The organism is Mycobacterium sp. 4858, from assembly GCF_900240975.1.
In the GTDB taxonomy this organism is placed as follows: domain Bacteria; phylum Actinomycetota; class Actinomycetes; order Mycobacteriales; family Mycobacteriaceae; genus Mycobacterium.
In genome coordinates this window covers 1,178,355-1,202,417 of record NZ_LT968776.1, presented here as the reverse complement: position 1 = coordinate 1,202,417, position 24,063 = coordinate 1,178,355, and the positions used below count along the sequence as shown (strand labels likewise).

Here is a 24,063-nt window from a genome sequence, read left to right as displayed (position 1 = left end):
CCTCCCGGCCGTTATTGTCATTTAGTTAGTTAGCCCGGTTAGCCCGCGATGTGCCCCGCTCGTAACGTTGGAGATACCGCCGTCGATGACAATTCAAGGGGATCGTCTCGACGCCGTGGTGGCCAAGGCCGTGGCGGGGGACAGCAACGCACTACGGGAGGTGCTGGAGACCATCCGTCCGATTGTCGTGCGATATTGCCGCGCGCGGGTCGGGACAGTCGAGCGGGGTGGCCTGTCAGCGGATGACGTGGCACAGGAGGTGTGCTTGGCGACTATCACGGCGCTGCCGCGTTACCGGGATCGGGGACGTCCCTTCCTCGCTTTCCTGTACGGCATTGCGGCGCACAAGGTCGCGGACGCCCATCGCGCCGCCGGCCGCGATCTGTCCTACCCGACCGAGGTGATCCCCGAGCGCTGGTCATCCGACGCGGGCCCGGAACAGCGGGCCATCGAGGCCGATTCGGTCAGTCGGATGAGTGAACTGCTGGAAATCCTGCCCGCCAAGCAGCGGGAGATCCTGATCCTGCGCGTCGTCGTCGGCCTGTCCGCCGAGGAGACCGCGTCCGCCGTCGGCAGCACCACCGGAGCGGTCCGGGTGGCCCAGCACCGCGCGCTGTCCCGGTTGAAGTCCGAGATGATCGCGGCAGGTGACTGTGCCTGAATCCCTGGACGAATTCGCCCGCACCGACCTGCTTCTCGACGCGCTCGCCGAGCGGCGGCCCGTGCACGTCGGTGACCCCGACATGGACGCGATGGCCACCCTGCTGGAGGACTGGCGCGACAACCTGCGGTGGCCGCCGGCCAGCGCGCTGGTGTCGGCCGAAGAGGCGGTCGGCGCCCTGCGCACCGGGTTGGCCGAGCGCCGGCGCGGTCGCCGCGCCCTGGCGACCATCGGATCCGTGGCGGCGGCGCTGTTGGTGCTGAGCGGCTTCGGCGCGATGGTGGTCGAGGCCCGCCCCGGGACCACGCTGTACGGGCTGCACGCGATGTTCTTCGACCAGCCGCGGGTCAACGAGAAGCATCAGGCCTTGCTGTCGGCCAGGGCCGACCTCGCCAAGGTGCAGGAATCGATCGACCAAGGCCAATGGGACCAGGCCCGGAATCAGCTGACCGAGGTGAGCAGCCTGGTCCAGTCGATCGACGACCCGGCCAGCAAACAGGAGCTGACCAACCAGCTGAACCTGCTGAATCTCCGGGTGGCCACGCGCAACCCGAACGCGACGCTGCCACCCCCGGCGAACACCCCGTCGGCCTGGTCGACGCCGACCACCCCGGTCCCCACGGCGGCGGCCACGCCCTCCGAGAGTTCCCCGAGTCCGTCAGCGACGCCGTCGCCGAGTCAGTCGTGGAGCAAGCACCGGCATCACGGCCAGACGTCCGCACCCTCGGCGGTGGCGCCGAACAATCCCTGACGACGGGCTAACCGTCAGCGGCGGTAACCGTCAGCGTCCGAGGTGGCCTCGTTGAGCGAGGCGTCGGCGTATCCCCGGCAGTAGTCCCACGTGACGTAGGCGTCCGGTTCGGGGTCGTAGGCCGGCTCGTGCGGGCGGACGGTGCCGTCGATCAGCAGCTGCAACAGGTTCGCCCGGAGCATGTCCCAGTCGTGATAGTGGTCCTGCTGGCATTCGTCACAGCACACCACGAGTCCGCGAATGCCCTTGTGCGCCAACAGGGCCTCGTAAACCGCCAGGTCGGCCAGGTCGGCCTCGACCGCCATCCGCTCCTGGGCGTCCAGGGGTTGCCCCGGCTCTACGGCTTCCAGCGCAGCCGACGGATCGCAGGGGTCGTCGGCGAAGGGGTCGGGCGGCAAACCCGGTGGGAGGTGATCGCGCACGCACACTAGCCTACGCAGCCGGGCCGGGATAACGCCAGCAGGCAAGCCGCCCGTCGTTTCCGTGCCGGTTTGGGCCGGTTGCCCCCCCGCGGCGCGCCCCGGCAAGCGGTTGGAGGGGACGGCCGAGCCGATAGGATGGGGTTCTCGCGCCGCATCGTATGGAGGGCCCCACCGATGACCCGTGGCATGTCCCACCTGGAAGACAGCTCCGACCTCGTCGGCAGCCCCTACGTGCGCGATCCACGCATCGGGGGGCTGATCGACGACCCGGTGCCCACCGGGGGTGACAACCCGCACAAGGTCGCGATGCTGGGCCTCACCTTCGACGACGTCTTACTCCTGCCCGCCGCCTCGGATGTGGTCCCCGCCACCGCCGACACGTCCAGCCAGCTCACCAAGAAGATCAGGCTCAAGGTGCCGCTGGTCAGCTCGGCGATGGACACGGTCACCGAGTCGCGGATGGCCATCGCGATGGCCCGGGCGGGCGGCATGGGCGTGCTGCACCGCAACCTGCCCGTGGCCGAACAGGCCGGCCAGGTCGAGATGGTGAAGCGCTCGGAGGCCGGCATGGTCACCGACCCCGTCACCTGCCGCCCGGACAACACCCTGGCCCAGGTCGACGCGCTGTGCGCCCGCTTCCGGATCTCGGGCCTGCCGGTGGTCGACGACACCGGGGCGCTGGTCGGCATCATCACCAACCGGGACATGCGGTTCGAGGTCGACCAGACCCGAAAGGTCGCCGAGGTGATGACCAAGGCGCCGCTGATCACCGCCCAGGAGGGGGTGAGCGCCGACGCCGCCCTGGGGCTGTTGCGGCGCCACAAGATCGAGAAGCTGCCCGTCGTCGACGGCCACGGCCGGCTCACCGGGCTGATCACCGTCAAGGACTTCGTCAAGACCGAACAGCACCCGCTGGCCACCAAGGACAGCGACGGCCGTCTGCTGGTGGGTGCCGCCGTCGGCGTCGGCGGCGACGCCTGGGTCCGGGCGATGATGCTGGTCGACGCCGGGGCCGACGTGCTGATCGTCGACACCGCGCACGCGCACAACCGGCTGGTGCTCGACATGGTCGGCAAGCTCAAGGCCGAGGTGGGCGAGAAGGTCGAGGTGATCGGCGGGAACGTCGCCACCCGCTCCGCGGCCCTGGCGCTGATCGACGCCGGTGCCGACGCGGTCAAGGTCGGCGTGGGGCCGGGCTCGATCTGCACCACCCGGGTGGTGGCCGGGGTCGGCGCGCCACAGATCACGGCGATTTTGGAAGCAGTGGCGGCATGTCATCCGCATGGCGTGCCGGTGATCGCCGACGGCGGGCTGCAGTATTCCGGCGACATCGCCAAGGCGCTGGCCGCCGGTGCCTCGACGGCCATGCTGGGCTCGCTGCTGGCGGGCACCGCCGAGGCCCCCGGCGAGCTGATCTTCGTCAACGGCAAGCAGTTCAAGAGCTACCGCGGCATGGGTTCGCTGGGCGCCATGCAGGGCCGGGGTGGCGCGAAGTCGTACTCCAAGGACCGCTACTTCGCCGACGACGCATTGAGCGAGGACAAGCTGGTGCCGGAGGGAATCGAGGGCCGGGTGCCGTTCCGCGGCCCGCTGTCCTCGGTGATCCACCAGCTCACCGGCGGTCTGCGGGCCGCGATGGGCTACACGGGCTCGCCGACCATTGAGGCGCTGCAACAGGCGCAGTTCGTCCGGATCACCTCGGCCGGACTGCGCGAAAGCCATCCGCACGACGTCGCGATGACCGTCGAAGCGCCGAACTACTTTGCGCGCTGAGGCCGGGATGGTGGAGATCGGGATGGGCCGCAACGCCCGTCGCACCTATGAGCTGAGCGAAGTCAGCATCGTGCCGTCGCGGCGCACCCGGTCGTCGCAGGACGTGTCGACCGCCTGGCAGCTGGACGCCTACCGGTTCGAGATCCCGGTGGTGGCCCATCCGACCGACGCGCTGGTGTCCCCGGAGTTCGCCATCGAGCTCGGCCGCCTCGGCGGGCTGGGCGTCCTCAACGGCGAGGGGCTGATCGGCCGGCACGCCGACGTGCAGGGCAAGATCGCCCAGCTGGTCGAGGCCGCCAGCAAGGAGCCCGAGCCGTCGGCGTCGATCCGGCTGCTGCAGGAGTTGCACGCCGCCCCGCTGAACCCCGACCTGCTGGGATCCGCGGTCGCGCGCATCCGGGAGGCCGGGGTGACCACGGCGGTGCGGGTCAGCCCGCAGAACGCCCAGGCGCTGACCCCGGTGCTGCTACAGGCCGGCATCGACCTGCTGGTCATCCAGGGCACCATCGTGTCCGCCGAGCGGGTGGCCAGCGACGGGGAACCGCTGAACCTGAAGACGTTCATCTCCGAGCTCGACGTCCCGGTGGTGGCCGGCGGGGTGCTCGACCACCGCACCGCGCTGCACCTGATGCGCACCGGCGCCGCCGGCGTGATCGTCGGCTACGGCTCCACCCGGGGCGTGACCACCAGCGACGAGGTGCTGGGCATCAGCGTGCCGATGGCCACCGCCATCGCCGACGCCGCGGCCGCGCGGCGCGAGTACCTCGACGAGACCGGCGGCCGTTACGTGCACGTGCTTGCCGACGGCGACATCCACACCTCCGGCGAGCTGGCCAAGGCGATCGCCTGCGGGGCCGACGCGGTGGTGCTCGGCACGCCGCTCGCCGAATCCGCCGAGGCGCTCGGCGAGGGCTGGTTCTGGCCCGCCGCGGCGGCGCATCCGTCGCTGCCGCGTGGGGCGTTGCTGCAGATCGCCCTCGGCGAGCGGCCGCCCCTGGAGCGGGTGCTCAACGGGCCCTCCGACGACCCGTTCGGTTCGCTGAACCTGGTCGGCGGCCTGCGCCGGTCTATGGCCAAGGCGGGCTATTGCGACCTCAAGGAATTTCAGAAGGTCGGGCTCGCCGTCGGCAGCTGAGCCCGGCGAGGGCCGCTGGCTTGTTACCTGTGAGTAAGGCCATACTGGTGCGATGAGGCCGGATTACGACGTTCTGATCATCGGTTCGGGGTTCGGCGGCAGCGTCAGCGCGCTGCGGCTGACCGAAAAGGGCTACCGCGTAGGCGTATTGGAGGCCGGGCGGCGGTTCGCCGACGAGGACTTCGCCGAGACGTCCTGGGACCTGCGCAAGTTCCTGTGGGCCCCGAGGCTCGGTTGCTACGGCATCCAGCGGATCCACCCGCTGCGCAACGTGATGATCCTGGCCGGCGCCGGCGTGGGCGGCGGCTCCCTGAACTACGCCAACACCCTCTACGTTCCGCCGGAGCCGTTCTTCAAAGACCGGCAGTGGTCGCACATCACCGACTGGCGCGACGAGTTGATGCCCCACTACGAGCAGGCGAAACGGATGCTCGGGGTGGTCACGAACCCCACCTTCACCGACGCGGACCGCATCCTGAAGGAGGTCGCCGACGAGATGGGTTGCGGGGACACCTTCGTATCCACGCCGGTCGGGGTGTTCTTCGGCCCCGACGGCTCCAAGACCCCGGGCAAGACCGTGCCGGACCCGTACTTCGGCGGCGCGGGACCGGAGCGCACCGGCTGCCTGGAGTGCGGTTGCTGCATGACGGGCTGCCGCTACGGCGCCAAGAACACGCTGCTGAAGAACTACCTCGGCCTCGCCGAATCGGCCGGGGCGCAAGTGATCCCGATGACCACCGTCAAAGGCTTCCAGCAGCGGCCCGACGGGACGTGGGAGGTCCGCACCGTGCGCACCGGCAGCTGGCTGCGCAGGGACCGGCGCACCTACACTGCGACGCACCTGATCCTGGCGGCGGGCACCTGGGGGACGCAGCACCTGCTGTTCAAGATGCGCGACAAGGGCAAGTTGCCGCGTCTGTCCGAGAAGCTGGGTGTGCTGACGCGCACCAACTCCGAGTCCATCGTCGGCGCCGGGAAACTCGAGGTCGACCCGAACCTGGACCTGACCCACGGGGTGGCCATCACGTCGTCGATCCACCCCACCGCCGACACGCACGTCGAACCCTGCCGCTACGGCAAGGGCTCCAACGCGATGGGCCTGTTGCAGACCCTGATGACCGACGGCACCGGCCCGGAGGGGACCGACGTGCCGCGCTGGAAGCAGCTGCTGGACCAGGCCCGCGAGGACCCGCGGCGGATGATGCGGATGCTCAACGTTCACCAGTGGAGCGAGCGCACGCTGATCGCCCTGGTCATGCAGCACCTGGACAACTCGATCACCACCTACACCAAACGCGGGAAGCTGGGCATCCGGTGGTACACCAGCAAGCAGGGCCACGGTGACCCCAACCCGGCGTGGAACCCGGTCGGCAACAAGGTCACCCGGCGCATCGCCGAGAAGATCGACGGCGTGGCCGGCGGCACCTGGGGCGAGCTGTTCAACATCCCGCTGACCGCGCACTTCCTCGGCGGCGCGGCGATCGGCGACGGCCCCGAGCAAGGGGTGATCGACCCGTACCACCGGGTCTATGGCTACCCCACGATGTTCGTCGTGGACGGCGCCGCCATCTCGGCGAACCTGGGCGTCAACCCGTCGCTGTCGATCACCGCACAGGCCGAACGGGCCGCGTCGCTGTGGCCGAACAAGGGCGAGACCGATCAGCGCCCGCCGCAGGGGCAGCCGTACCGCCGGCTGGACCCGATCGCGCCCGAGCACCCGGTGGTGCCCGTCGACGCACCGGGTGCGCTGCGCTGGTTGCCCATCACCCCGGTGAGCTCGACCGGTTAGCTTGCGATCGCCTCGCTGCTCGGTCGGTCGGCGACCCGCAGCGCTCGGCTACGCCTAGCTTGCGATCGCCTCGCTGGTTGGTCGGTCGGCGACCCGCAGCGCTCGGCTACGCCTAGCTTGCGATCGCCTCGCTGGTTGGTCGGTCGGCGACCCGCAGCGCTCGGCTACGCCTAGCTTGCGATCGCCTCGAGCGGGGCGCCACTGACCACCCGGCTGCGTTCCCGGTGGATGTTGAAGGGCACGTCGCCCATCAACGTGACCCGGTGCATCAGCCGGGGCTGGTCGTCGTAGTCGTCGACCGCCCGGTGCTGGGTGGCCCGGTTGTCCCAGATGGCGACGTCGCCCGGTGCCCAGTTCCAACGAATGGTGTTCTCCGGCATGGTGATTCGCCGTTGCAGCATTTCGAAGAGCACGGCCGATTCGTAGCTGTCAAGGCCGACGAACCCGCGCACGAAATCTCCCAGCAGCAGCGTGCGCTCGCCGGTCTCCGGGTGCACGCGCACCACGGGATGCTCAGTCCGGAAATCCGGCTTTTCGAAGGCCTGCCGGAACGAGCGCTGCGCGTCGGTCAATGCCTGCGGGGTGATGTAGTCATAGCGGTTGGTGTGTAGGGCCCACAGGTCGTCGACGAGCCACGTCAGCGGCTCGGGCAGGTCGTCGTATGCCGCCGCGGTGTTGGTCCACAGTGTGGACCCGCCGTAGCGGGGCAGGGTGACGGCGCGCAGGATCGAGGCCGCCGGATAGTTGGCCACGAACGTGACGTCGGTGTGCCAGCGGTTGGCCTTGCCGTACTCGGAGTTGATCGGGGTGATGACCGGCGCGTTCTTGGCGGCGAGCAGCTCGGCGGCCGGGTGGCCGACGGGGGTGCCCAGCAGGCCGGCGAACGCCAGCTGCGCCTCGTCGTCGAGGTGGTGCTGGTGGCGGAAGAAGATCACCTTGTGGGCCAACAGCGCCTGGCGGATCTTTTCGACCACCTCGTCGTCGAGGTCGCCCCCGAGGCGCACCCCGTCGACCCGAGCGCCGATACGGCTGCCCAGCTTGGTGACGGTTATCTGACCAATCATTTTCATCAGTCCTTGCGTGAAGGTGTGTAGTCAACTGACTACATCGAGTAGTGTAGACACATGACTACAGCGCCCGCAAGTGGCCGCTCGAACATGCCCACCGGACGGGCCGAGGTGGCCGCGGCCATCCTGGAGGCCGCCACCGACCTGTTTGCCGAGCGCGGCCCCGCCGCGACGTCGATCCGGGACATCGCCGCTCGGTCCAACGTCAACCACGGGCTGGTGTTTCGGCACTTCGGCACCAAGGAGAACCTCGTCGGTGCCGTGCTCGATCACCTGGGCGCCAACCTGACTGCGCTGCTGAACGCCGGGGCGCCCGCCGACGAACTGGACCGGGCCCTCGACCGGCAGATGCGCGTGATGGCCCGCACCGTGCTGGACGGGTATCCGGCGGGGCAGCTGCAGAAGCGCTTCCCCAACATCGCGGCGATACTCGAGTGGGTGCTGCCGCTTCACGACAACGAGACAGAAGGGCGGCTGGCCGTAGCCAACGCCCTTGCGCTGCAATTTGGTTGGCGGCTCTTCGCACCGATCCTGCGGTCGGCGACGGGGATCGAGGCGCTGACGGACGCCGAGATACGCCAGGCGGCCGGCGCCGAGGTGGGGCGGATCCTCAATCCGGGCTGACGCTCACTTGTTCCGGGTGAGCGCCCGGCGGTGGAGCGGCTCGCGGCCCGGCGGCTGCTGCGGGGGCGGCAACAGCGGCTTGCGGGGTTGCAGCGCAATGGTTTTCGGCGCATCGGTGGTCAGGGTGACCTCTTCGCCCGCGTGCCGGATGGTGAGCTGGCCGCCCGGGCCGTCGCGCACCGTATAGGTGACATCGGAGTGGTTCACGTCGACGGTCACCCGGAAATCACGCCACCGAAGGCGAAACCGCAGCCGCGAGATGCCGTCGGGCAACGCGGGATCCAGCGACAGGATGCCCTCGTCGTCGCGCAGGCCGCCGAAGCCGCCCACCAGCGCCGTCCAGGCACCGGCGAGTGAGGCCATGTGCAGGCCGTCGCGGGTGTTGTGGTGCAGATCGCGCAGGTCGATCAGCCCGGCCTCGTAGGCGTAGTCGTGCGCCAGTTCCAAGTGCCCGACCTCGGCACACATCACCGCCTGGGTGCACGCGGACAGCGAGGAGTCGCGCACCATGCGCCGCTCGTAATAGTCGACGTTGCGCGCCTTCTGCTCGGGGGTGAACACGTGGCTCTGCCACTGCATCGCCAGCACCAGGTCGGCCTGCTTGATCACCTGCGCGGGGTAGAGCCGCACGTACGGGTCGTGCAGCAGCAACGGGTAGGCGTGGTTCTCCTTGAAGTCCCACTCGGCGAGGGTGGTGAACCCCTCGCACTGCTGATGGACCCCCAAGCCGGCGTCGTAGGGAATGTTGGCCGCGTCGGCCGCGTCGCGCCACGACGCCGTCTCCTCGGTGGTGACGCCCATCGCCTCCGCCGCCTCGGGGTGGCGGTTGCAGGCCTCGGCGGCGGTGCGCAGGTTGTGCGCGGCCATCAGGTTGGTGAAGACGTTGTCGCGCACGATCGCGGTGTACTCGTCGGGGCCGGTGACGCCGTCGAGGTGCCACACCCCGTGCCGGTCGTGGTGGCCGAGGGAGACCCAGAGCCGGGCGGTCTCGACGAGTACCCCCAGGCCGCAACGCTTTTCGAGCTCTTCGTCGCCGGTGACGATGCGGTAGCGCTCGAACGCCATGGCGATGTCGGCGTTGATGTGCCAGGCCGCGGTGCCGGCGGGCCAGTAGGCCGAGCACTCCTGCCCGCGGATGGTCCGCCACGGGAAGCTGGCGCCCTGGAGGCCGAGCTCGGCCGCCCGCTCCCTGGCCAGGTCCAGGGTGGACGCCCGCCACCGCAGGGCGTCGGCCACCGCGTGCGGCGCGGTGTAGGTGAGCACCGGCAGCACGTAGCTTTCGGTGTCCCAGAAGGCGTGACCGTCGTAACCGGTCCCGGTGAGGCCCTTGGCCGGGATCGCGCGGCGCTCGGCGCGCGCGCTGGCCTGCAACAGGTGAAAAAGCCCGAACCGCACCGCTTGCTGCGATTCCGGGTCGCCCTCGACCTCGACGTCGGCGCTGTCCCAGAAGTCGTCGAGGTATTTCCGCTGCGCGTCCAGCAGGCCCTGCCATCCGCTGTAGCGGGCGCTGTGGATCGCGGCGGCGGCCTGGTCGCGCAGCGCGGGGCGCGATCGCATGCTGGACCAGCCGTACGCCAGGTACTTGACGATGCGCAGCTTCTGCCCGGCGCGCAGCCCGCAGATCACTGTGGTTCGCGCCAGGTCGTCGCGGGCATCGGTGCTGAATTCGACGCGGCCGGGCACGTCGATCTCGTGGTCCATCGCGGCCGACATCATCAGGGCGCTGCTGCGGGTGCGGTGCATGAGAAGCGCCCCGGTTTCGGTGTTTTCGTGGTCGACGGCCACCAGCGGGCTCTCCAGGATGGCCGACACCCGAGGGTCGCCCGAGGTCTGCGGCTGGTCCTCGTTGGTGACCAGTTCGGACTGCACCGTCACGCGCACGAACTCGCCGACCGCCTCCACGACGTATTCGATGGCGGCCACGCCGCGCTGGGCCAGCGACACCAGCCGGGTGGACACCAGCCTGATCTCCTTGCCAGCGGGGGAGCGCCAATGCGCGCGGCGGGTCATCGTCCCGGCGCGCAGGTCGAGAGTTCGCTCATGCGAGATCAATTCGCCGTAGCGGACGTCGAACGGCTCGTCCTCGACCAGCAGGCGGATGATCTTGCCGTTGGTGACGTCGACGATGGTCTGCCCGGCTTCCGGGTAGCCGTAGCCGGCCTCGGCGTAGGGCAGCGGCCGGATCTCGTAGAAGGAGTTCAGGTAGGTGCCGGGCAGGCCGTAAGGCTCGCCCTCGTCGAGGTTGCCGCGCAGCCCGATGTGCCCGTTGGACAGGGTGAACAGGGATTCGGACTGGGCCAGCAGGTTCAGGTCGAGCCTGGTCTCGCTGACGTGCCAGGGATCGACGGGAAAGGCGTCGTCGTCGATCATGACTGCAGCAGCTCGGCGAGGTCGGTGACCACCACGTCGGCGCCGTTGCGGCGCAGATCGTCGGCCTGGCCCACTCGATCGACGCCCACCACGTAGCCGAAGTTTCCGGCGTGACCGGCCTGCACGCCGGAGATCGCGTCCTCGAACACGGCCGCGGCGTCGGCGCCGACGCCCAGCATCTCGGCCCCGCGCAGGTAGGAGTCGGGGGCCGGCTTGCCGGCGATGTGCTCGTCGCGCAGCGTGACGCCGTCCACCCGCTTCTGGATGAACCGGTCCAGACCGGTGATCTCGAGGACGTCGCGCGTGTTGGCGCTCGAGGACACCACCGCGATGCCCAGGCCGGCCGCCGAGGCCGCCTCCAGGTATCGTCGCGACCCCTCGAAAACCTCGACGCCGTCCTTGCGCAGGACCTGTTGGAACATCTCGTTCTTGCGGTTGCCCAGGCCGTAGATCGTCTCGGCGTCTCCCGGGTCGTCGGGGCTGCCGTCGGGCAGCTCGATCCCGCGGCTCTGCAGGAACGACCGGACCCCGTCCTCGCGCTTCTTGCCGTCCACGTATTTGCGGTAGTCGGCAGCCGCGTCGAAGGGGACGAATTCTTCCCCGGTGCGCTTGGCCCGCTCCGACAGGTAGTCGTCGAACATGGCCTTCCAGGCCTTGGTGTGCACGCTGGCGGTGTCGGTGAGCACACCGTCGAGGTCGAACAGGCAGGCGTGCACCTTCTCGGGCAGACCCAGCATGGGGACTCGCTTCCTGGTCTTAGGGGACTAGTCAAGCGATACCCACTCCACCATGCCGACATGTCTGTCGCCAAGCGGTCACCCGGGCGCGGCCGTGGCGACCCCCTGGATGGCTCGCAGGCGCCGGTCCGCCAGCGCGGCGGTCAGGTTCTCGACTTTGCGGTCGAAGTCGGTGACGAAGGCGTGCAAACCCAGCGGGTTGGAGGGCTGGGTCAGCAACGCCTGCATGAACTCGGCCGCCTGGTCGGTGAGGTCGTCCCAGTGCTCGACGGCGAACCCGGCGGACTCGATGACCGCGCGTAACCCGTCGGGGGTGACCAGGTGGCTGCGCTCGGGTTGATCGGCCCACGGCAGCGGATACTCCAGCTCGCCGTGATTCCCAATCGTCAAGTCCCACAGCGCAATCCGGCCTCCGGTCACCAGTACCCGGCGGGCTTCGGAGTACAGGCGGGCCTTGTCCGCGACGTTCATCTGGACGTGCTGGCTGATGGCGACGTCAAAAGTGCCGGCAGCAAAGGGGAGTTCAGTGACGTCCGCCTGCCGGACGGATATCCGGTCGCCGAGTCCGACCAGGCGGTTGAGCCAACGGCTTGTCTCGCAGTACTCGTCGGTGAGGTCCACGGCCGTCACCGTGCAACCGCACCGGTCGGCGACGTAGCGGGCGGTGCCACCGATCCCGCTGCCCGCGTCGAGCACCCGGCTTTCCCGGGTGATGCCCGCCAGATCCACCAGCCGGCTGGTGGCGAAGCGGCCCATGGTGTGGAAGTCCTCCACCAGAACCAGGTCGGCGGGCGCCAGGCGGTCGAGGTCTTTGCCCGCGGACCTCAACGCCCGTTCGATGTTGGGTCGGGACAAGCCGGTCGAGTACTGGTTTTCGATGGTGTCGTTCATGCGCTGACTCCCTGCATGTGCTCGGTCTGCCACAGGGCGGACCGCCCGGATAGCCGCGGATGCGCGGGCACCGGATGCTGTTGCAGGCGGTCGAAGCGGTCCAGTCGGTGCATCGGCACCAGCCCGGTCAACGTGAAGTCCCAGACCTGGCGCAGGAGATTCCCCGCCGTGCGCCGGGTTTCCGGGCCGGAGACGTATCGGCGCGCGATGGTCAGGAAATCCTCGGGCTCGACGCCCGCCACGTCTCGGACGTGGGTGGTCGGCCCGCCCGCCTCCCAGGTTCCCAGGGCGTGCTCGGGCAGGTAGTAGCGCAGGCTGGACTCGAAGTACCGGTCGGCGCGGAGCCGCTTGGCGTTGACGCGCACGGCGCGCATGAACATCCACGGCGGAATGTCGATGTGCCGCACGCGCCGACCCAACGCCTCACCGACGGCCTCCGCGATCTCGGCCGCCGACAGCAGCGTCGGTCCGGTCGGGCGGTACGCGCGCCCGTCGTGGCGATGCGGCTCGAGCAGCGCACCCACCGCGACCCGGGCGATATCTTCGTTGGAGGGAGGTGCGTTGCGGCCCTTACCGGTTGGGACCGGCAGGATTCCCAGCGCCGCGGCCAGCGGCAGTACCTGGAGATAGTTGTCGGCGAAGTAGCCGGGATCGACCGCGACATGGGCGGTGTCCGGCAGCAGGCCGAACAGTTTGTCCGTGAGCCAGGCGTGCCGGGTCATCAGTGACGGGTGCTCCGGGCTGGCCAGCCACTGCCCGAGCGCCACCACCGCTTCTACACCGGTGCGCCGGGCGCCGACGGCGAAGGCGACCGCGCTGTCGAGCGCATGGGGATGGTAAGGAGGATTGAAGAACAGCCGGTCCACTCCGTCCAGGGCGGCCGTAACCTGTTGAAAGTCGAACATATTCGCGACGACGACCTCGGCGCCCAGTTCTCGCAATCGGGCGCTGCGCGCGTCCTCACGATGCACGATGGCCCGTGTCGTGACGCCGTGTTCAAGAAGTTGCGCGGCGACCGCGCCGCCGATCCTGCCGGTGGCTGCGGTGACCAATACTCGGGTACTCATGCGATTTCCCTTTCCAGTTGACGGGCGGGTTCCATTTGACGGGCCGGCAACAACCAGCCGACGACGATCGCGGCGCCGAGCGCAATCCCGGCGCACACCAGTGAGCTGACCTGCAAGCCGTCCAAGAAGGCGCGGTCGACGGCGCCGCGGACGTAGGCGGCCTGTTGTACCGGTAACTGCTGGATCACCCTGTGCGCCAACGCCATCGAGTGGCGCATCGCGTCGGCGGGCAGCCCCGCCAGGGCGGGGGTGCGGAGGTGGCCCGCGTACACCGACGCGAAGATGCTGCCGGAGACGGCGACGCCGAGCGTGCCCCCGAGCTCCCGTGTGGTGTCGTTGACCGCGGAGCCGACGCCGGCCTTGTCGATGGGCAGCGACCCCATGATCGCCTCGGTGGCCGGTGAGAAGGTCATGCCGAGGCCGCCACCGAGGAGCAGCATCTGCGCGGCGATCTGGCCGTAGGGGGTGGCCGAGTCGGCCGTCGATGCCCAGGCCAGCCCCGCGGCGAACACGGTGAGTCCGGAGGCGACGACGGCGGTGGTGCCGACTCGTGCGACGAGCCGGGGGCCCGCGATGCTGGCCAGCGCGATCGAGGCGGCAACCGGCAGCAGCCGCACCCCGCTTTGAAAAGCGGTGTAGTCCTTGATGAATTGGAAGTACTGGGTGATGACGAAGATGAAGCCGAACAAGGTGAGGAAGCCGGCCGTCACGGCCAGGCTGCCGCCGGAGAACCGGCGGTTGGTGAACACCGAGACGTCCAGCATCGGATGGGGGCTGCGCCGCTCCCAGAGCGCGAAGGCGACGAGAATGGTTGTGGCCAGGGCGAAGCCGCCCGCGCTTCGCGCGTTGGTCCATCCCCAGCTGGGCGCCTCGATGACGGTGTAGACCAGCGCCGTGATGCCGGCCGCGGAAAGCAGCAGGCCCGGCAGGTCGACGCGCGGCGCCGCCGGGTCACGGGAGGTAGGCACGAACAGGACGCCGCCGGCGATGGCCAGCGCGGCGATCGGGATGTTCACCATGAAAATCGCGCCCCACCAGAAGTGCTCGAGCAGCCAGCCGCCGGTGATGGGTCCGACGGCCACCCCGACGCCGACCATGGCCGCCCACAGGCCGATCGCCTTGGCGCGTGCGGCCGGGTCGGTGAAGATGTTGGTGATCAAACCCAGCGTGGTCGGGAAGATCACCGCCGCGCCAACCCCCATGGCCGCGCGGGCCGCGATCAGCTGCTCAGCCGAATGGGTATGCGCCGCAACGGCGGAAGTGATCGCGAAGACGGCGAGGCCGCAGTTCAGCCAGCCGCGCCTGCCGAATCGGTCGGACAGGCTGCCGACCGACAGCAGCAGGCCGGACATGACCAGGGTGTACGCGTCGACGATCCATTGCAGCTGCGCGGTGTCGGCGTCCAGGTCTCGCGACAGGGTGGGCAGGGCGACGTTGACGATGGTGGCGTCGACGCTGATGACGAAGACCCCGAGGCAGATGACTGCGAGTGCGGGGATCGGGCGGTTCACGAAGAGGGGCTCGGTGCGCATGGACAAGACGCTAAAGCTACTAGACAAACAAATCAAGTATATGGTTGAAAAACATGTCTGGCGTGGTAGCTTGGCATCGTGGCACCCCGCAGGACGTACAACCAGAATTGCCCGATCGCGCTCGGTCTCGATGTCCTGGGCGAGCGCTGGACGCTGCTCATCCTGCGTGAGCTGGTCGGGGGGCCCCGCCGCTACGGTGACCTTCGTGCCGAGTTGCCCGGCATTGCAACCAATCTGCTGGCCGAGCGGCTGAAGGAGTTGCAGGACGCGGGACTCGTGGACCGCGCCGAACTGCCGGCACCGATCGGGCGCACCGTCTACAGCCTCAGCGACCTGGGGTGGCAGAAGTGCCTGCCGGTGCTGCGGAGTGTCGCCTGGCTCGGTCTGGACCGGCTGGAGCCGGTCGGCAGTGGCCCCGTTTCACCGCTGAACGGGTTTCTCGCCGGCATCCTGTTGCCATTCGACCCGGCCGGTGCCGCCGACCTGGAGTTGACCTGCCACGCCGACATCGACGGACGGGTATTCGAATTCGCCCTTCGGGGCGGTTATTTCGCAGCCCCCAAAGGCGAGCCTTCGGTGACGATCACCGCACGCGCCGCGGATCTTCTGACCGCGCGCCTCGGGGATAACGAGGCCAGGAGGAAGGCCGCGCTACGGCGCATCGACTTCACCGGCGACCCCGACGTCGTCGACGCGGTGCGGACGGCGTTTGCGCTGGACGAGGACCCGCGCTCATGGGGCAGCGCCGGCCACTAAGCTGGCTGCCGTGGAAACACCCTCGCCCCGGCCCGTGTTGGTGGTCGACTTCGGCGCCCAATATGCGCAGCTGATCGCCCGGCGCGTCCGGGAGGCGCGGGTGTTCTCCGAGGTCATCCCGCACACCGCCTCGATCGACGAGATCAAGGCCCGCGAGCCGGCGGCGCTGGTGCTGTCCGGGGGACCGTCCAGTGTGTACGAACCGGGCGCCCCGCAGCTCGATCCGGCGGTGTTCGACCTCGGTGTGCCCGTGTTCGGCATCTGCTACGGGTTCCAGGCCATGGCGCAGGCCCTGGGCGGGACCGTCGCCCACACCGGAACCAGCGAGTACGGCCGTACCGAGCTGAAAGTGGTTGGCGGCGAACTACATTCGGGGATGCCGAGCGTCCAGCCGGTGTGGATGAGCCACGGTGACGCGGTCACGGTCGCGCCGGACGGGTTCGACGTGGTCGCCAGCACCTCGGGTGCGACGGTGGCCGCCTTCGAGAACCGGGCCCGTCGCCTGGCCGGGGTGCAGTATCACCCCGAGGTCATGCACACCCCGCACGGGCAGCAGGTGCTCAGCCGCTTCCTGCACGACTTCGCCGGGCTCGGCGGGGAGTGGACACCGGCCAACATCGCCAGCGCGCTCGTCGAGCAAGTGCGCGAACAGATCGGTGACGGCCACGCCATCTGCGGGCTGTCCGGCGGCGTGGACTCGGCGGTGGCCGCCGCGCTGGTGCAGCGCGCCATCGGCGACAGGCTGACCTGTGTCTTCGTCGACCACGGGCTGCTGCGCGCCGGCGAGCGTGATCAGGTGCAGCGCGACTTCGTGGCGGCCACCGGCGCCAACCTGGTCACCGTCGACGCCGCGGACACCTTCCTGCGGGCGCTGTCGGGGGTGACCAATCCCGAGGGCAAGCGCAAGATCATCGGCCGCCAGTTCATCCGCGCGTTCGAGGGCGCGGTGCGAGACATCCTGAGTGACACCGGGTCTGAGGCCGAGTTCCTGGTGCAGGGCACGCTTTACCCGGACGTGGTGGAATCCGGCGGGGGCAGCGGGACCGCCAACATCAAGAGCCACCACAACGTCGGCGGCCTGCCCGACGACCTGAAGTTCAAGCTCGTCGAGCCGCTGCGGCTGCTGTTCAAGGACGAGGTGCGCGCGGTCGGGCGTGAGCTCGGCCTGCCGGAGGAAATCGTTGCGCGCCAGCCCTTCCCGGGCCCCGGCCTGGGCATCAGGATCGTCGGCGAGGTCACCTCGGCGCGGCTGGAGACCCTGCGTCGCGCCGACTCGATCGCGCGCGAGGAACTCACCGCCGCCGGCTTGGACAAGCTGATCTGGCAGTGCCCGGTGGTGCTGCTGGCCGACGTCCGCTCGGTCGGTGTGCAGGGCGACAACCGCACCTACGGACACCCGATCGTGCTGCGGCCGGTGTCCAGCGAGGACGCGATGACCGCCGACTGGACCCGGGTGCCCTACGAGGTGCTGGAGCGGATCTCGACCCGCATCACCAACGAGGTGGCCGAGGTCAACCGCGTGGTGCTGGACATCACCAGCAAACCACCCGGCACCATCGAGTGGGAGTAGGTTCGGCGCCCGCCGGCGAGATTGCCGCCACGGTTGTGGGGTAGCCCCGACCGCGGCCACAGCGGCAATCTCGCCGCATTTTGCGCCCCATTCACCCCATCCGTACCGATCGCATAAAGCGTCCCTTCCGTTTCTTGACGGTTGTCGGAGGGCGGGTGTTTACTCTCCCTCAGTCGAACATACTTTCGAAAATAGTCGTTGTGGGAGCGGTGCTAGGAGGCTGACATGACTGCGGCTTTCGCGCCCGATCACCGGCAGGAAACACGTGCTGAGCAGCTGGAATCGCTGCGCCGGCGGATGGCCGTGATCACCGGCAAGGCGCCTGGGCCCGCATCCGGCCCCGCCGCCCGCGCCGACGACCTGCTGCCGGAGTCGGAAGCCCAGCTGACGCTGCCGGGGTGGCTGGAGGAGTCGCTTCCCGCGCCGTTGCCCAGGGGGACGGTGGCGGTGCTCTCGGGTGCCCGGTCGCTGCTGCTGGGCATGGTGGCCGCGGTGACGGCGGCGGGCGGCAACGCGGCAATCGTCGGCCAGCCTGACCTCGGGCTGCTGGCCGCCGCGGAGATGGGTGCGGACCTCAGTCGCCTCGCCGTGATACCGGATCCCGGCAACGATCCGGTGGAGGTGGCCGCGGTGCTCGTCGACGGCATGGATCTGGTGGTCCTCGGCCTGGGCGGGCGCCGGGTGCCGCCTACCCGGGCGCGGGCGGTGGTGGCGCGGGCCCGCACCAAGGGATGCACCGTGCTGGTCACCGACGGTGACTGGCAGGGGGCGCCCACGCGACTGGAGGCCCGGGTCTGCGGCTACGAGTTCATCCCGGGAAGCCGCCCGGGATTCGGCCGGATCGGCCGGGTGCGGCTGCAGGTCAGCGGGGTGTGTGCGGGACGACGGGTGACCGCCCGGGCGCGAGCCGGGTGAATTCAAAGTGGCATCCCGGGTGTTGGCTATCTGGTGCATGGACTGGCCCGCGGTCGCGGCGGCGGCCGCCGCGGGTCTGCCCGCGACGGCTCCGGTGGCGGTCACGCTGGCCAACCGGGTGATCGCCTGCTCGGCGGCCGCCCGCGCGGCGGGGGTGCGGCGGGCCCTGCGGCGCCGGGAGGCCGCGGCCCGGTGCCCGCAGCTGCACGTCAGCGCCGCCGACGCGGACCGTGACGCCCGCTTCTTCGAAGCGGTCATCGCGGCGGTGGACGACCTGGTGCCGCGCGCCGAGGTGCTGCGGCCCGGGCTCCTGGTGCTGCCGGTGCGCGGGGCGGCCCGTTATTTCGGCTCCGAGGCCGGCGCCGCCGAGCGGCTGATCGACGCGGTGGCCGCGTCCGGCGCCGAGTGCCAGGTCGGGATCGCCGACCGGTTGTCCACCGCGGTCTTCGCCGCGCGGGCGGGCCGGGTGATCCCGCCGGGCGGTGACGCGAAGTTTCTGTCGGTGCTGTCGATCCGCCAACTCGCCACCGAGCCCAGCCTGTGCGGTCCCGGGCGCGAAGAGCTGACGGACCTGTTGTGGCGGTTGGGGATTCGCACCGTCGGTCAATTCGCCGCGTTGCCGGCCGCCGACGTGGCGTCCAGGTTCGGCGCCGACGGGGTGACCGCGCACCGGATGGCCCGCGGCGAACCCGAGCGGGGACCGTCCGGGCGGGAGCCGCCCGAGGAGCTGGAGGCCGTGCTGGACTGCGACCCGCCGATCGACCGGGTCGACGCCGCGGCCTTCGCCGGGCGCTCGCTGGCCGGCGCGCTGCATCGGACGCTGATGGCCGCCGGGGTGGGCTGCACCCGGCTGGCCATCCACGCCGTCACCGCCAACGGCGAAGAACTGGACCGGGTGTGGCGGCGCGCCGAGCCGTTGACCGAGGACGCCACCGCCGACCGGGGGCGCTGGCAATTGGACGGCTGGTTGAGCAGCCGGACCGCACGCAACCCGCGCCCGACGGCGGCCGTGACGCGGTTGCGGCTGCGGGCGGTGGAGGTGGTGTCGGCCGAGGCGCTGCAGTTGCCGCTGTGGGGTGGTTTGGGTGAAGAGGACCGGTTGCGGGCCCGCCGGGCCCTGGTGCGGGTGCAGGGCCTGCTCGGCCCGGAGGCGGTGCGGGTGCCGGTGCTGTCCGGCGGGCGCGGGCCGGCCGAACGCATCACGTTGACCCCGCTGGGCGACGAACTCCTCCCACGGGCCGACCCGGGGCTGCCGTGGCCCGGCCGGCTGCCCGAGCCATCACCGGCGGTGTTGCTCGACGACCCGGTGGAAATGCTTGATGCCCAAGGGAATCCGGTGCGGGTGACGAACCGGGGGCTGTTCTCCGCCGACCCGGTGCGGCTGACGGTGCGCGGTCGGGACGAGCGGCTGGACTGGTGGGCCGGGCCGTGGCCGGTCGACGAACGGTGGTGGGATGACCGGCCTGGGGGCGGTCAAGGGGGTGGTCGCACCGCCCGCGCGCAGGTCCTGCTGGAGGGCGAGCGGGCGTTCCTGCTGTGCTACCGCCAGCGACGCTGGTACCTCGAGGGCAGCTACGAGTAGCGGCGCTTATCCGGTGGGCCGCAACGCGTCCGGCGTCAGGTCCTTGATCGAGGGATACCCGTCGACGGCCATGATCAGGTCCGCCTCGGCCAGCAGCGAGCGCAGCACGTGCACGATGCCGTCGACCCCGCCGAGGGCCAGGCCGTAGGCGTAGGGCCGTCCGATGCCCACCGCGGTCGCCCCCATCGCCAGGGCCTTGATGATGTCGGCGCCGCTGCGCACCCCCGAGTCGAACAGCACCGGCATGCCCTCGGCCGCCTCGAGCACCCCGGGCAGGCAATCGAGGGTGGGCAGGCCGCCGTTGGCCTGCCGGCCCCCATGGTTGGAGCAGTAAATGCCATCCACGCCAATGTCTTTCGCGCGCTGAACGTCGTCGGGGTGACAGATGCCCTTGACCATCAGCGGCAGGTCGGTCTCCGACCGCAGCCACTCCAGGTCCTCCCATCGGAACGGCCCGCCGAAGATCGGCAGCTTGCGCACCGCGGCCTCGGTGGCGTCCTCGCCCCGGCTCAAGCCGGCGCGAAAGACCGGATCGCTGGTGTAATTGGCCAGGCACCCGCTGGGCACCTGCGGGTAGTTTCCTCCACTCAGGTCGCGGGGCCGCCAGCCGGTGACCCAGGTATCCAGCGTGACGGCGATGCCCTTGAAGCCGGCCGCCTCCGCGCGGTGCACCAGGCTGGTCGCCATCTTCCGGTCGGGCGGCGTGTACAGCTGGAAGAACGCCGGGGTATCGCCCAGCTCCTCGGCGAGATCCTCCATCGGGTCGGCCGTCAGGGTCCCCACGAAGAACGGGACGCCCGTGCGGACCGAGGCCCGTGCGCAGGCGATGTCCCCGTGGCCGTCCGGGTCGCACACCCCGATGACGCCGATGGGCGCCATGAAAATCGGAGACGGATACCTCATCCCGAACAACTCGATGGACATGTCGCGCTGCTCGGGGGCGATCCCCATGCGCGGATACAGGCCCCACCGCTTGAAGGCCTCGCAGTTCGCGCGCTGGGTGTGCTCGTCGCCGGCGCCGCCCGCGACATATCCGAGCACTTTCGGGGGCATCGCCGCCGCCGCCTTTTCCTCCAGCTCATCGAATCTGATCGGGTATTGCGGCTGATTGCCGTGCAGCGATTGGTCGTACAGCTCGGTTTGGTAGTCGGCGAAGGCCATGACCGTGCAGTACCCGACGCCTCGAGGGCCAAACGAATCGGTCGCCTAGGGTCGCGCCGCGCGCACCGCCTCCGCCCGGGCCATCAGCCCGGCGCCGCCGGGCAGCGCGCCCACGACTGTGCGGGCCAACCGGTCGCGCCTGCGGACGCCGTCGGACCTGGCCTTGCCGGTGCGCAGGTGGCGCCAGCCCAGGCCGGCCCACGACGCCGCAACGGCCGCGTCGGTCACCCCGCCGCGCGCCCGGCGTCGGTCGACCGCGGCCAAGCCGAGCGCGGTGGCCGAGTGCACCGCGTCGACCCAGATGCCCGCCGCCAGCACCTCCGGGCCGGGGTTGACGCCTGAGAGCAACGCCTGGCCGAGATGGCGGGCGCCCAAGATGCGGGTGACGACGAGCGCCTTGCGGTCGACTTCCACCCCGTGGATGTGATCCAGCACCTCGGACGGGGCGGCCAGCAGCACGGCGCCCCAGCCCGCGCGCAGGACTTCAATGAACCGAACCTTCATGCGATGTGGATAGCCCGCGCGCGAAGGACCCAACCCGGTCGATGAACCGGTCGAAGAAGGCCGCCGCGTCCACGTCGACGCCGATCAGCGCGTTGGGCTCCCGCCGGCCCGACCAGTCGGTGACCGTCATGGCGCGGGTCAGGGTCCCCGTCAGCTCGATGTCCACCGTCGCGGGACGGGTGGCGACGAGCCCCGGGTCGAGCGCCACGGCGGCGGCCAGCGGATCGTGCAGATGCGCCTGGTATCCGTGGCCGATCTCGTGGTAGGCCTCCAGGTAGAACCGCATCGCGTCCTCGATCACCCGGATCAACCGGTTGGACGCCGTCGAGCGGGTGCCGGGCTGGTCGTCCGCGCTCATCGGCGTCGCGCTCGATCCGGCGGCGGCCGCCAGCCTGGCCAGGTGGTCCGGCGTCATCGCCACCTTGCGGGTCAGATCCAGGCCGCACAGCACCGGAAGGCGCTCTTGCCCAACGACTTCGGGGGCCCAGGCGGCCAGCACCTCGGCCGCGGCCTCGGGGTCCACGCTGATGTTCCATTCGGCCACCGCGGTGGTGTTGCCCCGGTGATCGTAGGAACCGCCCATGACGACCAGCCGGCGCAGCAGCGTCGGCAGCGCCGGCTCGGCGCGCAGCGCCAGCGCCAGATTGGTCAGCGGGCCGGTCGCCACGCCGACGAGCTCGCCGGGGAAGGCATGGGCGGCGCGCACCCAGGCGGTTGCCGAGTCGTGACTCGTGAGCCGCCCATCGGTGGGCGGCAGGTCGGCGTAGCCCAAACCCCTGGGGCCGTGCACCTTCGACGGTAGGCGCATCGGACCGGTCAGGGTCTCGCCGGAGCCCTTGGAGACCGGGACGCCGGTGACGCCGCACAGCTGCAGCAGGCCCAGGTTGTTCTCGCAAACCTGTTGCACCGCAACGTTTCCCCCGGTGGAGGCGATGCCGACCACATCCGCGTCCGGGCTGGCGAACAGATACATCAGCGCCAGCGCATCATCGACGCCGGTGTCGACGTCGACGAAGACGGGAGCGTTCATTGGGTCCAACATACTCATTTCGGCGACTAGGCTGACACGATGCCAACGACGTCGGAGCCCCCCGAGGGGAATGATCTAATGCCGCACTTCGACGATGTGCAGGCGCACTACGACTTGTCGGACGACTTCTTCCGGCTATTCCTCGACCCGACGCAGACCTACAGCTGCGCCTACTTCGAGCGCGACGACATGACGCTGGAAGAAGCGCAGATCGCCAAGATCGATCTCGCCCTGGGCAAACTTGGGCTGCAGCCGGGCATGACGTTGCTCGACGTCGGCTGCGGTTGGGGCGCCACCATGATGCGCGCGCTGGAAAAGTACGACGTGAGCGTCATCGGCCTCACCCTGAGCCGCAACCAGGCCGAGCACGTCGAGCGACTGATCGCCCAGTCCGAGAGCCCGCGTTCGGCCCGTGTCCTGCTGCAGGGCTGGGAGCAGTTCGACGAGCCCGTCGACCGGATCGTCAGCATCGGCGCCTTCGAGCACTTCGGGCACGAGCGCTACGACGCGTTCTTCACCCTGGCGCACGATCTGTTGCCTGTCGACGGGGTCATGCTGCTGCACACCATCACCGGGCTGCACCCGACGGAGATGGCGGAACGCGGCATGCCCATCTCGTTCACGTTCGCCCGATTCATCAAATTCATTGTGACCGAGATCTTTCCGGGTGGGCGGCTACCGTCGATCCAGATGGTCCAGGAGCGCGCGACCGCGAACGGCTTCACGGTGACCCGCGTGCAGTCGCTGCAGCCGCACTACGCGAAGACCCTCGACCTCTGGGCCGCCGCGCTGCAAGCCCACAAGGACGAGGCGATCGCGGTGCAGTCCGAGGAAGTCTACGAGCGGTACATGAAGTACCTGACCGGTTGCGCCGACGCATTTCGGGTCGGATACATCGACGTCAATCAGTTCACCTTGCAGAAGTGACTACCAGCGCACCCGACCCTTACGGCCACGCCGAGGCGAACGTGATGACCAGGACGTCGCGCTGCGCGGGGCCCGAGCCGTCGATCGGCCGGATCGGGGAGACTCCGTGCAGGGTGCGGCGGTCGTCGCCCAGCATCAGCGGGCCCGGCTCGACCAGCGGCGTCGCCAGCAACTGACGCCCGTCCAGGTCGCACACCGTGCTCTCGCCGCCGATGGCGTTGCGCCGCCCGACCAGCAGCGAGCTGACCAGGGTGACGCCGTCGCGGTGCATGCCCTCGGGCGTGGGCTGGGCGCCCTCGTCGGTCGACGACCGGATCCGGAACGGATGCACCTTGACGTTCCAGTCCGCCACGTCGTCGAGCACCGCCGCCACCCGGGCCAACAACCCGATCAGCTTGTGCAGCAACCGATCCCGGGCGAACGCGTCGGTCAGCGGCTCAAAGTCGCGGTCCCTGCCGATGTAGAGGGGATTGGAGTCCTCCGGCTGCGCGAACGTGGTCCTGGGCATCGGGCGCAGCAGCCCGTCCTGAAAGGAGTACTGGCCGTATCGGCGCAGCCGCTGCACACCCAGCTCCGCCGCGTAGGGATCGGGGCCGAGCTGCTGCCAGTGCCGGGCGAACCGGGTCCACTCCTCGCGGCCGGCGCCCAGGCTCCGCGTCACGTCGAACGCGCTCATCACCGCCGCGCCCGTCGTGGCGACCAGCCGGGTCGCCGCGGCCACCGGGTCGGCGTCCGCCCGCGTCTGGGAAAGAATCCGGGTCATCGCGCCGGAATACCGCAATCGGGTGGGCCCGAAACG

General features: G+C 69.9%; 22 protein-coding genes. 11 read left to right on the top strand and 11 right to left on the bottom strand.

The genetic code is table 11. From position 1 onward, the window contains the following. The first annotated feature begins 85 nt into the window (after positions 1–85). Together C1737_RS14090 and C1737_RS14085 are read left to right on the top strand one after the other, a co-directional pair. On the top strand, positions 86–661 hold the full coding sequence (locus C1737_RS14090; protein WP_066945594.1) for a sigma-70 family RNA polymerase sigma factor: 576 nt from the start codon (positions 86–88) through the stop codon (positions 659–661). Then, positions 648–1,412 carry an anti-sigma-D factor RsdA gene (locus C1737_RS14085; protein ID WP_197509463.1) on the top strand — a complete coding sequence of 255 codons (765 nt, stop codon included), beginning with the start codon at positions 648–650 and terminating at the stop codon, positions 1,410–1,412. The genes C1737_RS14090 and C1737_RS14085 overlap by 14 nt, the downstream gene beginning before the upstream one ends. Before the next feature lie 14 nt (positions 1,413–1,426). On the opposite strand, the gene C1737_RS14080 is transcribed toward C1737_RS14085, so the two are convergent. After that, on the bottom strand, positions 1,427–1,834 hold the full coding sequence (locus C1737_RS14080) for a DUF5319 domain-containing protein (protein ID WP_046186907.1): 408 nt from the start codon (positions 1,832–1,834) through the stop codon (positions 1,427–1,429). Positions 1,835–2,008: 174 nt separating this feature from the next. Here C1737_RS14080 and guaB point away from each other — a divergent pair, with 174 nt between their 5' ends. From guaB to C1737_RS14065, 3 genes are read left to right on the top strand one after another with little or no spacing between them, the layout of a single operon-like run. Continuing rightward, complete coding sequence (guaB, locus tag C1737_RS14075) at positions 2,009–3,607, top strand: IMP dehydrogenase (protein WP_067928096.1); 1,599 nt, start codon at positions 2,009–2,011, stop codon at positions 3,605–3,607. A 7-nt stretch (positions 3,608–3,614) separates the two neighbouring features. Beyond that, positions 3,615–4,742, top strand: a complete 1,128-nt coding sequence (locus C1737_RS14070) for a GuaB3 family IMP dehydrogenase-related protein (protein WP_067928094.1) — start codon at positions 3,615–3,617, stop codon at positions 4,740–4,742. 52 nt (positions 4,743–4,794) lie between these two features. Next, positions 4,795–6,531, top strand: coding sequence for a GMC oxidoreductase (locus C1737_RS14065; RefSeq protein ID WP_102418694.1), 1,737 nt, complete (start codon positions 4,795–4,797; stop codon positions 6,529–6,531). A 170-nt stretch (positions 6,532–6,701) separates the two neighbouring features. On the opposite strand, the gene C1737_RS14060 is transcribed toward C1737_RS14065, so the two are convergent. Next, positions 6,702–7,595, bottom strand: coding sequence for a TauD/TfdA family dioxygenase (locus C1737_RS14060; protein ID WP_068098457.1), 894 nt, complete (start codon positions 7,593–7,595; stop codon positions 6,702–6,704). A 60-nt stretch (positions 7,596–7,655) separates the two neighbouring features. Between C1737_RS14060 and C1737_RS14055 the strand changes: the two genes are divergently transcribed. Continuing rightward, positions 7,656–8,222 carry a TetR/AcrR family transcriptional regulator gene (locus C1737_RS14055; protein ID WP_067928089.1) on the top strand — a complete coding sequence of 189 codons (567 nt, stop codon included), beginning with the start codon at positions 7,656–7,658 and terminating at the stop codon, positions 8,220–8,222. Positions 8,223–8,225: 3 nt separating this feature from the next. Here the strand turns inward: C1737_RS14055 and C1737_RS14050 are convergent, their stop codons facing one another. The 5 genes from C1737_RS14050 to C1737_RS14030 form a co-directional block, all read right to left on the bottom strand. After that, positions 8,226–10,592 (bottom strand): glycoside hydrolase family 65 protein, encoded by a 2,367-nt coding sequence (locus C1737_RS14050; RefSeq protein ID WP_102418693.1) that lies wholly within the window; start codon positions 10,590–10,592, stop codon positions 8,226–8,228. Further along, positions 10,589–11,329, bottom strand: coding sequence for a beta-phosphoglucomutase family hydrolase (locus C1737_RS14045; RefSeq protein WP_068098424.1), 741 nt, complete (start codon positions 11,327–11,329; stop codon positions 10,589–10,591). The genes C1737_RS14050 and C1737_RS14045 overlap by 4 nt, the downstream gene beginning before the upstream one ends. Before the next feature lie 78 nt (positions 11,330–11,407). After that, on the bottom strand, positions 11,408–12,220 hold the full coding sequence (locus C1737_RS14040) for a class I SAM-dependent methyltransferase (RefSeq protein WP_102418692.1): 813 nt from the start codon (positions 12,218–12,220) through the stop codon (positions 11,408–11,410). Then, positions 12,217–13,287 (bottom strand): NmrA family NAD(P)-binding protein, encoded by a 1,071-nt coding sequence (locus C1737_RS14035; RefSeq protein WP_067928076.1) that lies wholly within the window; start codon positions 13,285–13,287, stop codon positions 12,217–12,219. Before C1737_RS14035 ends, C1737_RS14040 begins: the two co-directional genes overlap by 4 nt. After that, positions 13,284–14,819, bottom strand: coding sequence for an MFS transporter (locus tag C1737_RS14030; RefSeq protein WP_102418691.1), 1,536 nt, complete (start codon positions 14,817–14,819; stop codon positions 13,284–13,286). The genes C1737_RS14035 and C1737_RS14030 overlap by 4 nt, the downstream gene beginning before the upstream one ends. A gap of 78 nt (positions 14,820–14,897) precedes the next feature. Between C1737_RS14030 and C1737_RS14025 the strand changes: the two genes are divergently transcribed. From C1737_RS14025 to C1737_RS14010, 4 genes are all read left to right on the top strand, one after another. Then, positions 14,898–15,575, top strand: coding sequence for a helix-turn-helix domain-containing protein (locus C1737_RS14025; protein ID WP_067928070.1), 678 nt, complete (start codon positions 14,898–14,900; stop codon positions 15,573–15,575). A gap of 10 nt (positions 15,576–15,585) precedes the next feature. Beyond that, positions 15,586–17,145: a glutamine-hydrolyzing GMP synthase gene (gene guaA / locus C1737_RS14020; protein ID WP_233214751.1), complete on the top strand. Its 1,560-nt coding sequence runs from the start codon at positions 15,586–15,588 to the stop codon at positions 17,143–17,145. Between the two features lie 225 nt (positions 17,146–17,370). After that, positions 17,371–18,060, top strand: a complete 690-nt coding sequence (locus tag C1737_RS14015) for a hypothetical protein (protein ID WP_102418690.1) — start codon at positions 17,371–17,373, stop codon at positions 18,058–18,060. 37 nt (positions 18,061–18,097) lie between these two features. Beyond that, on the top strand, positions 18,098–19,642 hold the full coding sequence (locus C1737_RS14010; protein WP_102418689.1) for a DNA polymerase Y family protein: 1,545 nt from the start codon (positions 18,098–18,100) through the stop codon (positions 19,640–19,642). Positions 19,643–19,648: 6 nt separating this feature from the next. On the opposite strand, the gene C1737_RS14005 is transcribed toward C1737_RS14010, so the two are convergent. From C1737_RS14005 to C1737_RS13995, 3 genes are read right to left on the bottom strand one after another with little or no spacing between them, the layout of a single operon-like run. Continuing rightward, positions 19,649–20,803: an alpha-hydroxy-acid oxidizing protein gene (locus C1737_RS14005; protein WP_102418688.1), complete on the bottom strand. Its 1,155-nt coding sequence runs from the start codon at positions 20,801–20,803 to the stop codon at positions 19,649–19,651. Positions 20,804–20,848: 45 nt separating this feature from the next. Beyond that, positions 20,849–21,307: a hypothetical protein gene (locus tag C1737_RS14000; RefSeq protein ID WP_102418687.1), complete on the bottom strand. Its 459-nt coding sequence runs from the start codon at positions 21,305–21,307 to the stop codon at positions 20,849–20,851. Then, complete coding sequence (locus C1737_RS13995) at positions 21,288–22,337, bottom strand: nucleoside hydrolase (protein WP_102418686.1); 1,050 nt, start codon at positions 22,335–22,337, stop codon at positions 21,288–21,290. Before C1737_RS13995 ends, C1737_RS14000 begins: the two co-directional genes overlap by 20 nt. A 39-nt stretch (positions 22,338–22,376) precedes the next feature. On the opposite strand from C1737_RS13995, the gene cmaA1 reads away from it, so the two are divergent. Further along, entirely contained in the window at positions 22,377–23,264 is an 888-nt protein-coding gene (gene cmaA1 / locus C1737_RS13990; protein ID WP_102418685.1) for a cyclopropane mycolic acid synthase CmaA1, read from the top strand. A gap of 19 nt (positions 23,265–23,283) precedes the next feature. On the opposite strand, the gene C1737_RS13985 is transcribed toward cmaA1, so the two are convergent. Next, the gene (locus C1737_RS13985) at positions 23,284–24,027 is read right to left on the bottom strand and encodes a 2OG-Fe dioxygenase family protein (RefSeq protein ID WP_102419947.1); all 744 of its coding nucleotides are present in this window, start codon (positions 24,025–24,027) and stop codon (positions 23,284–23,286) included. Between the last annotated feature and the right edge of the window lie 36 nt (positions 24,028–24,063).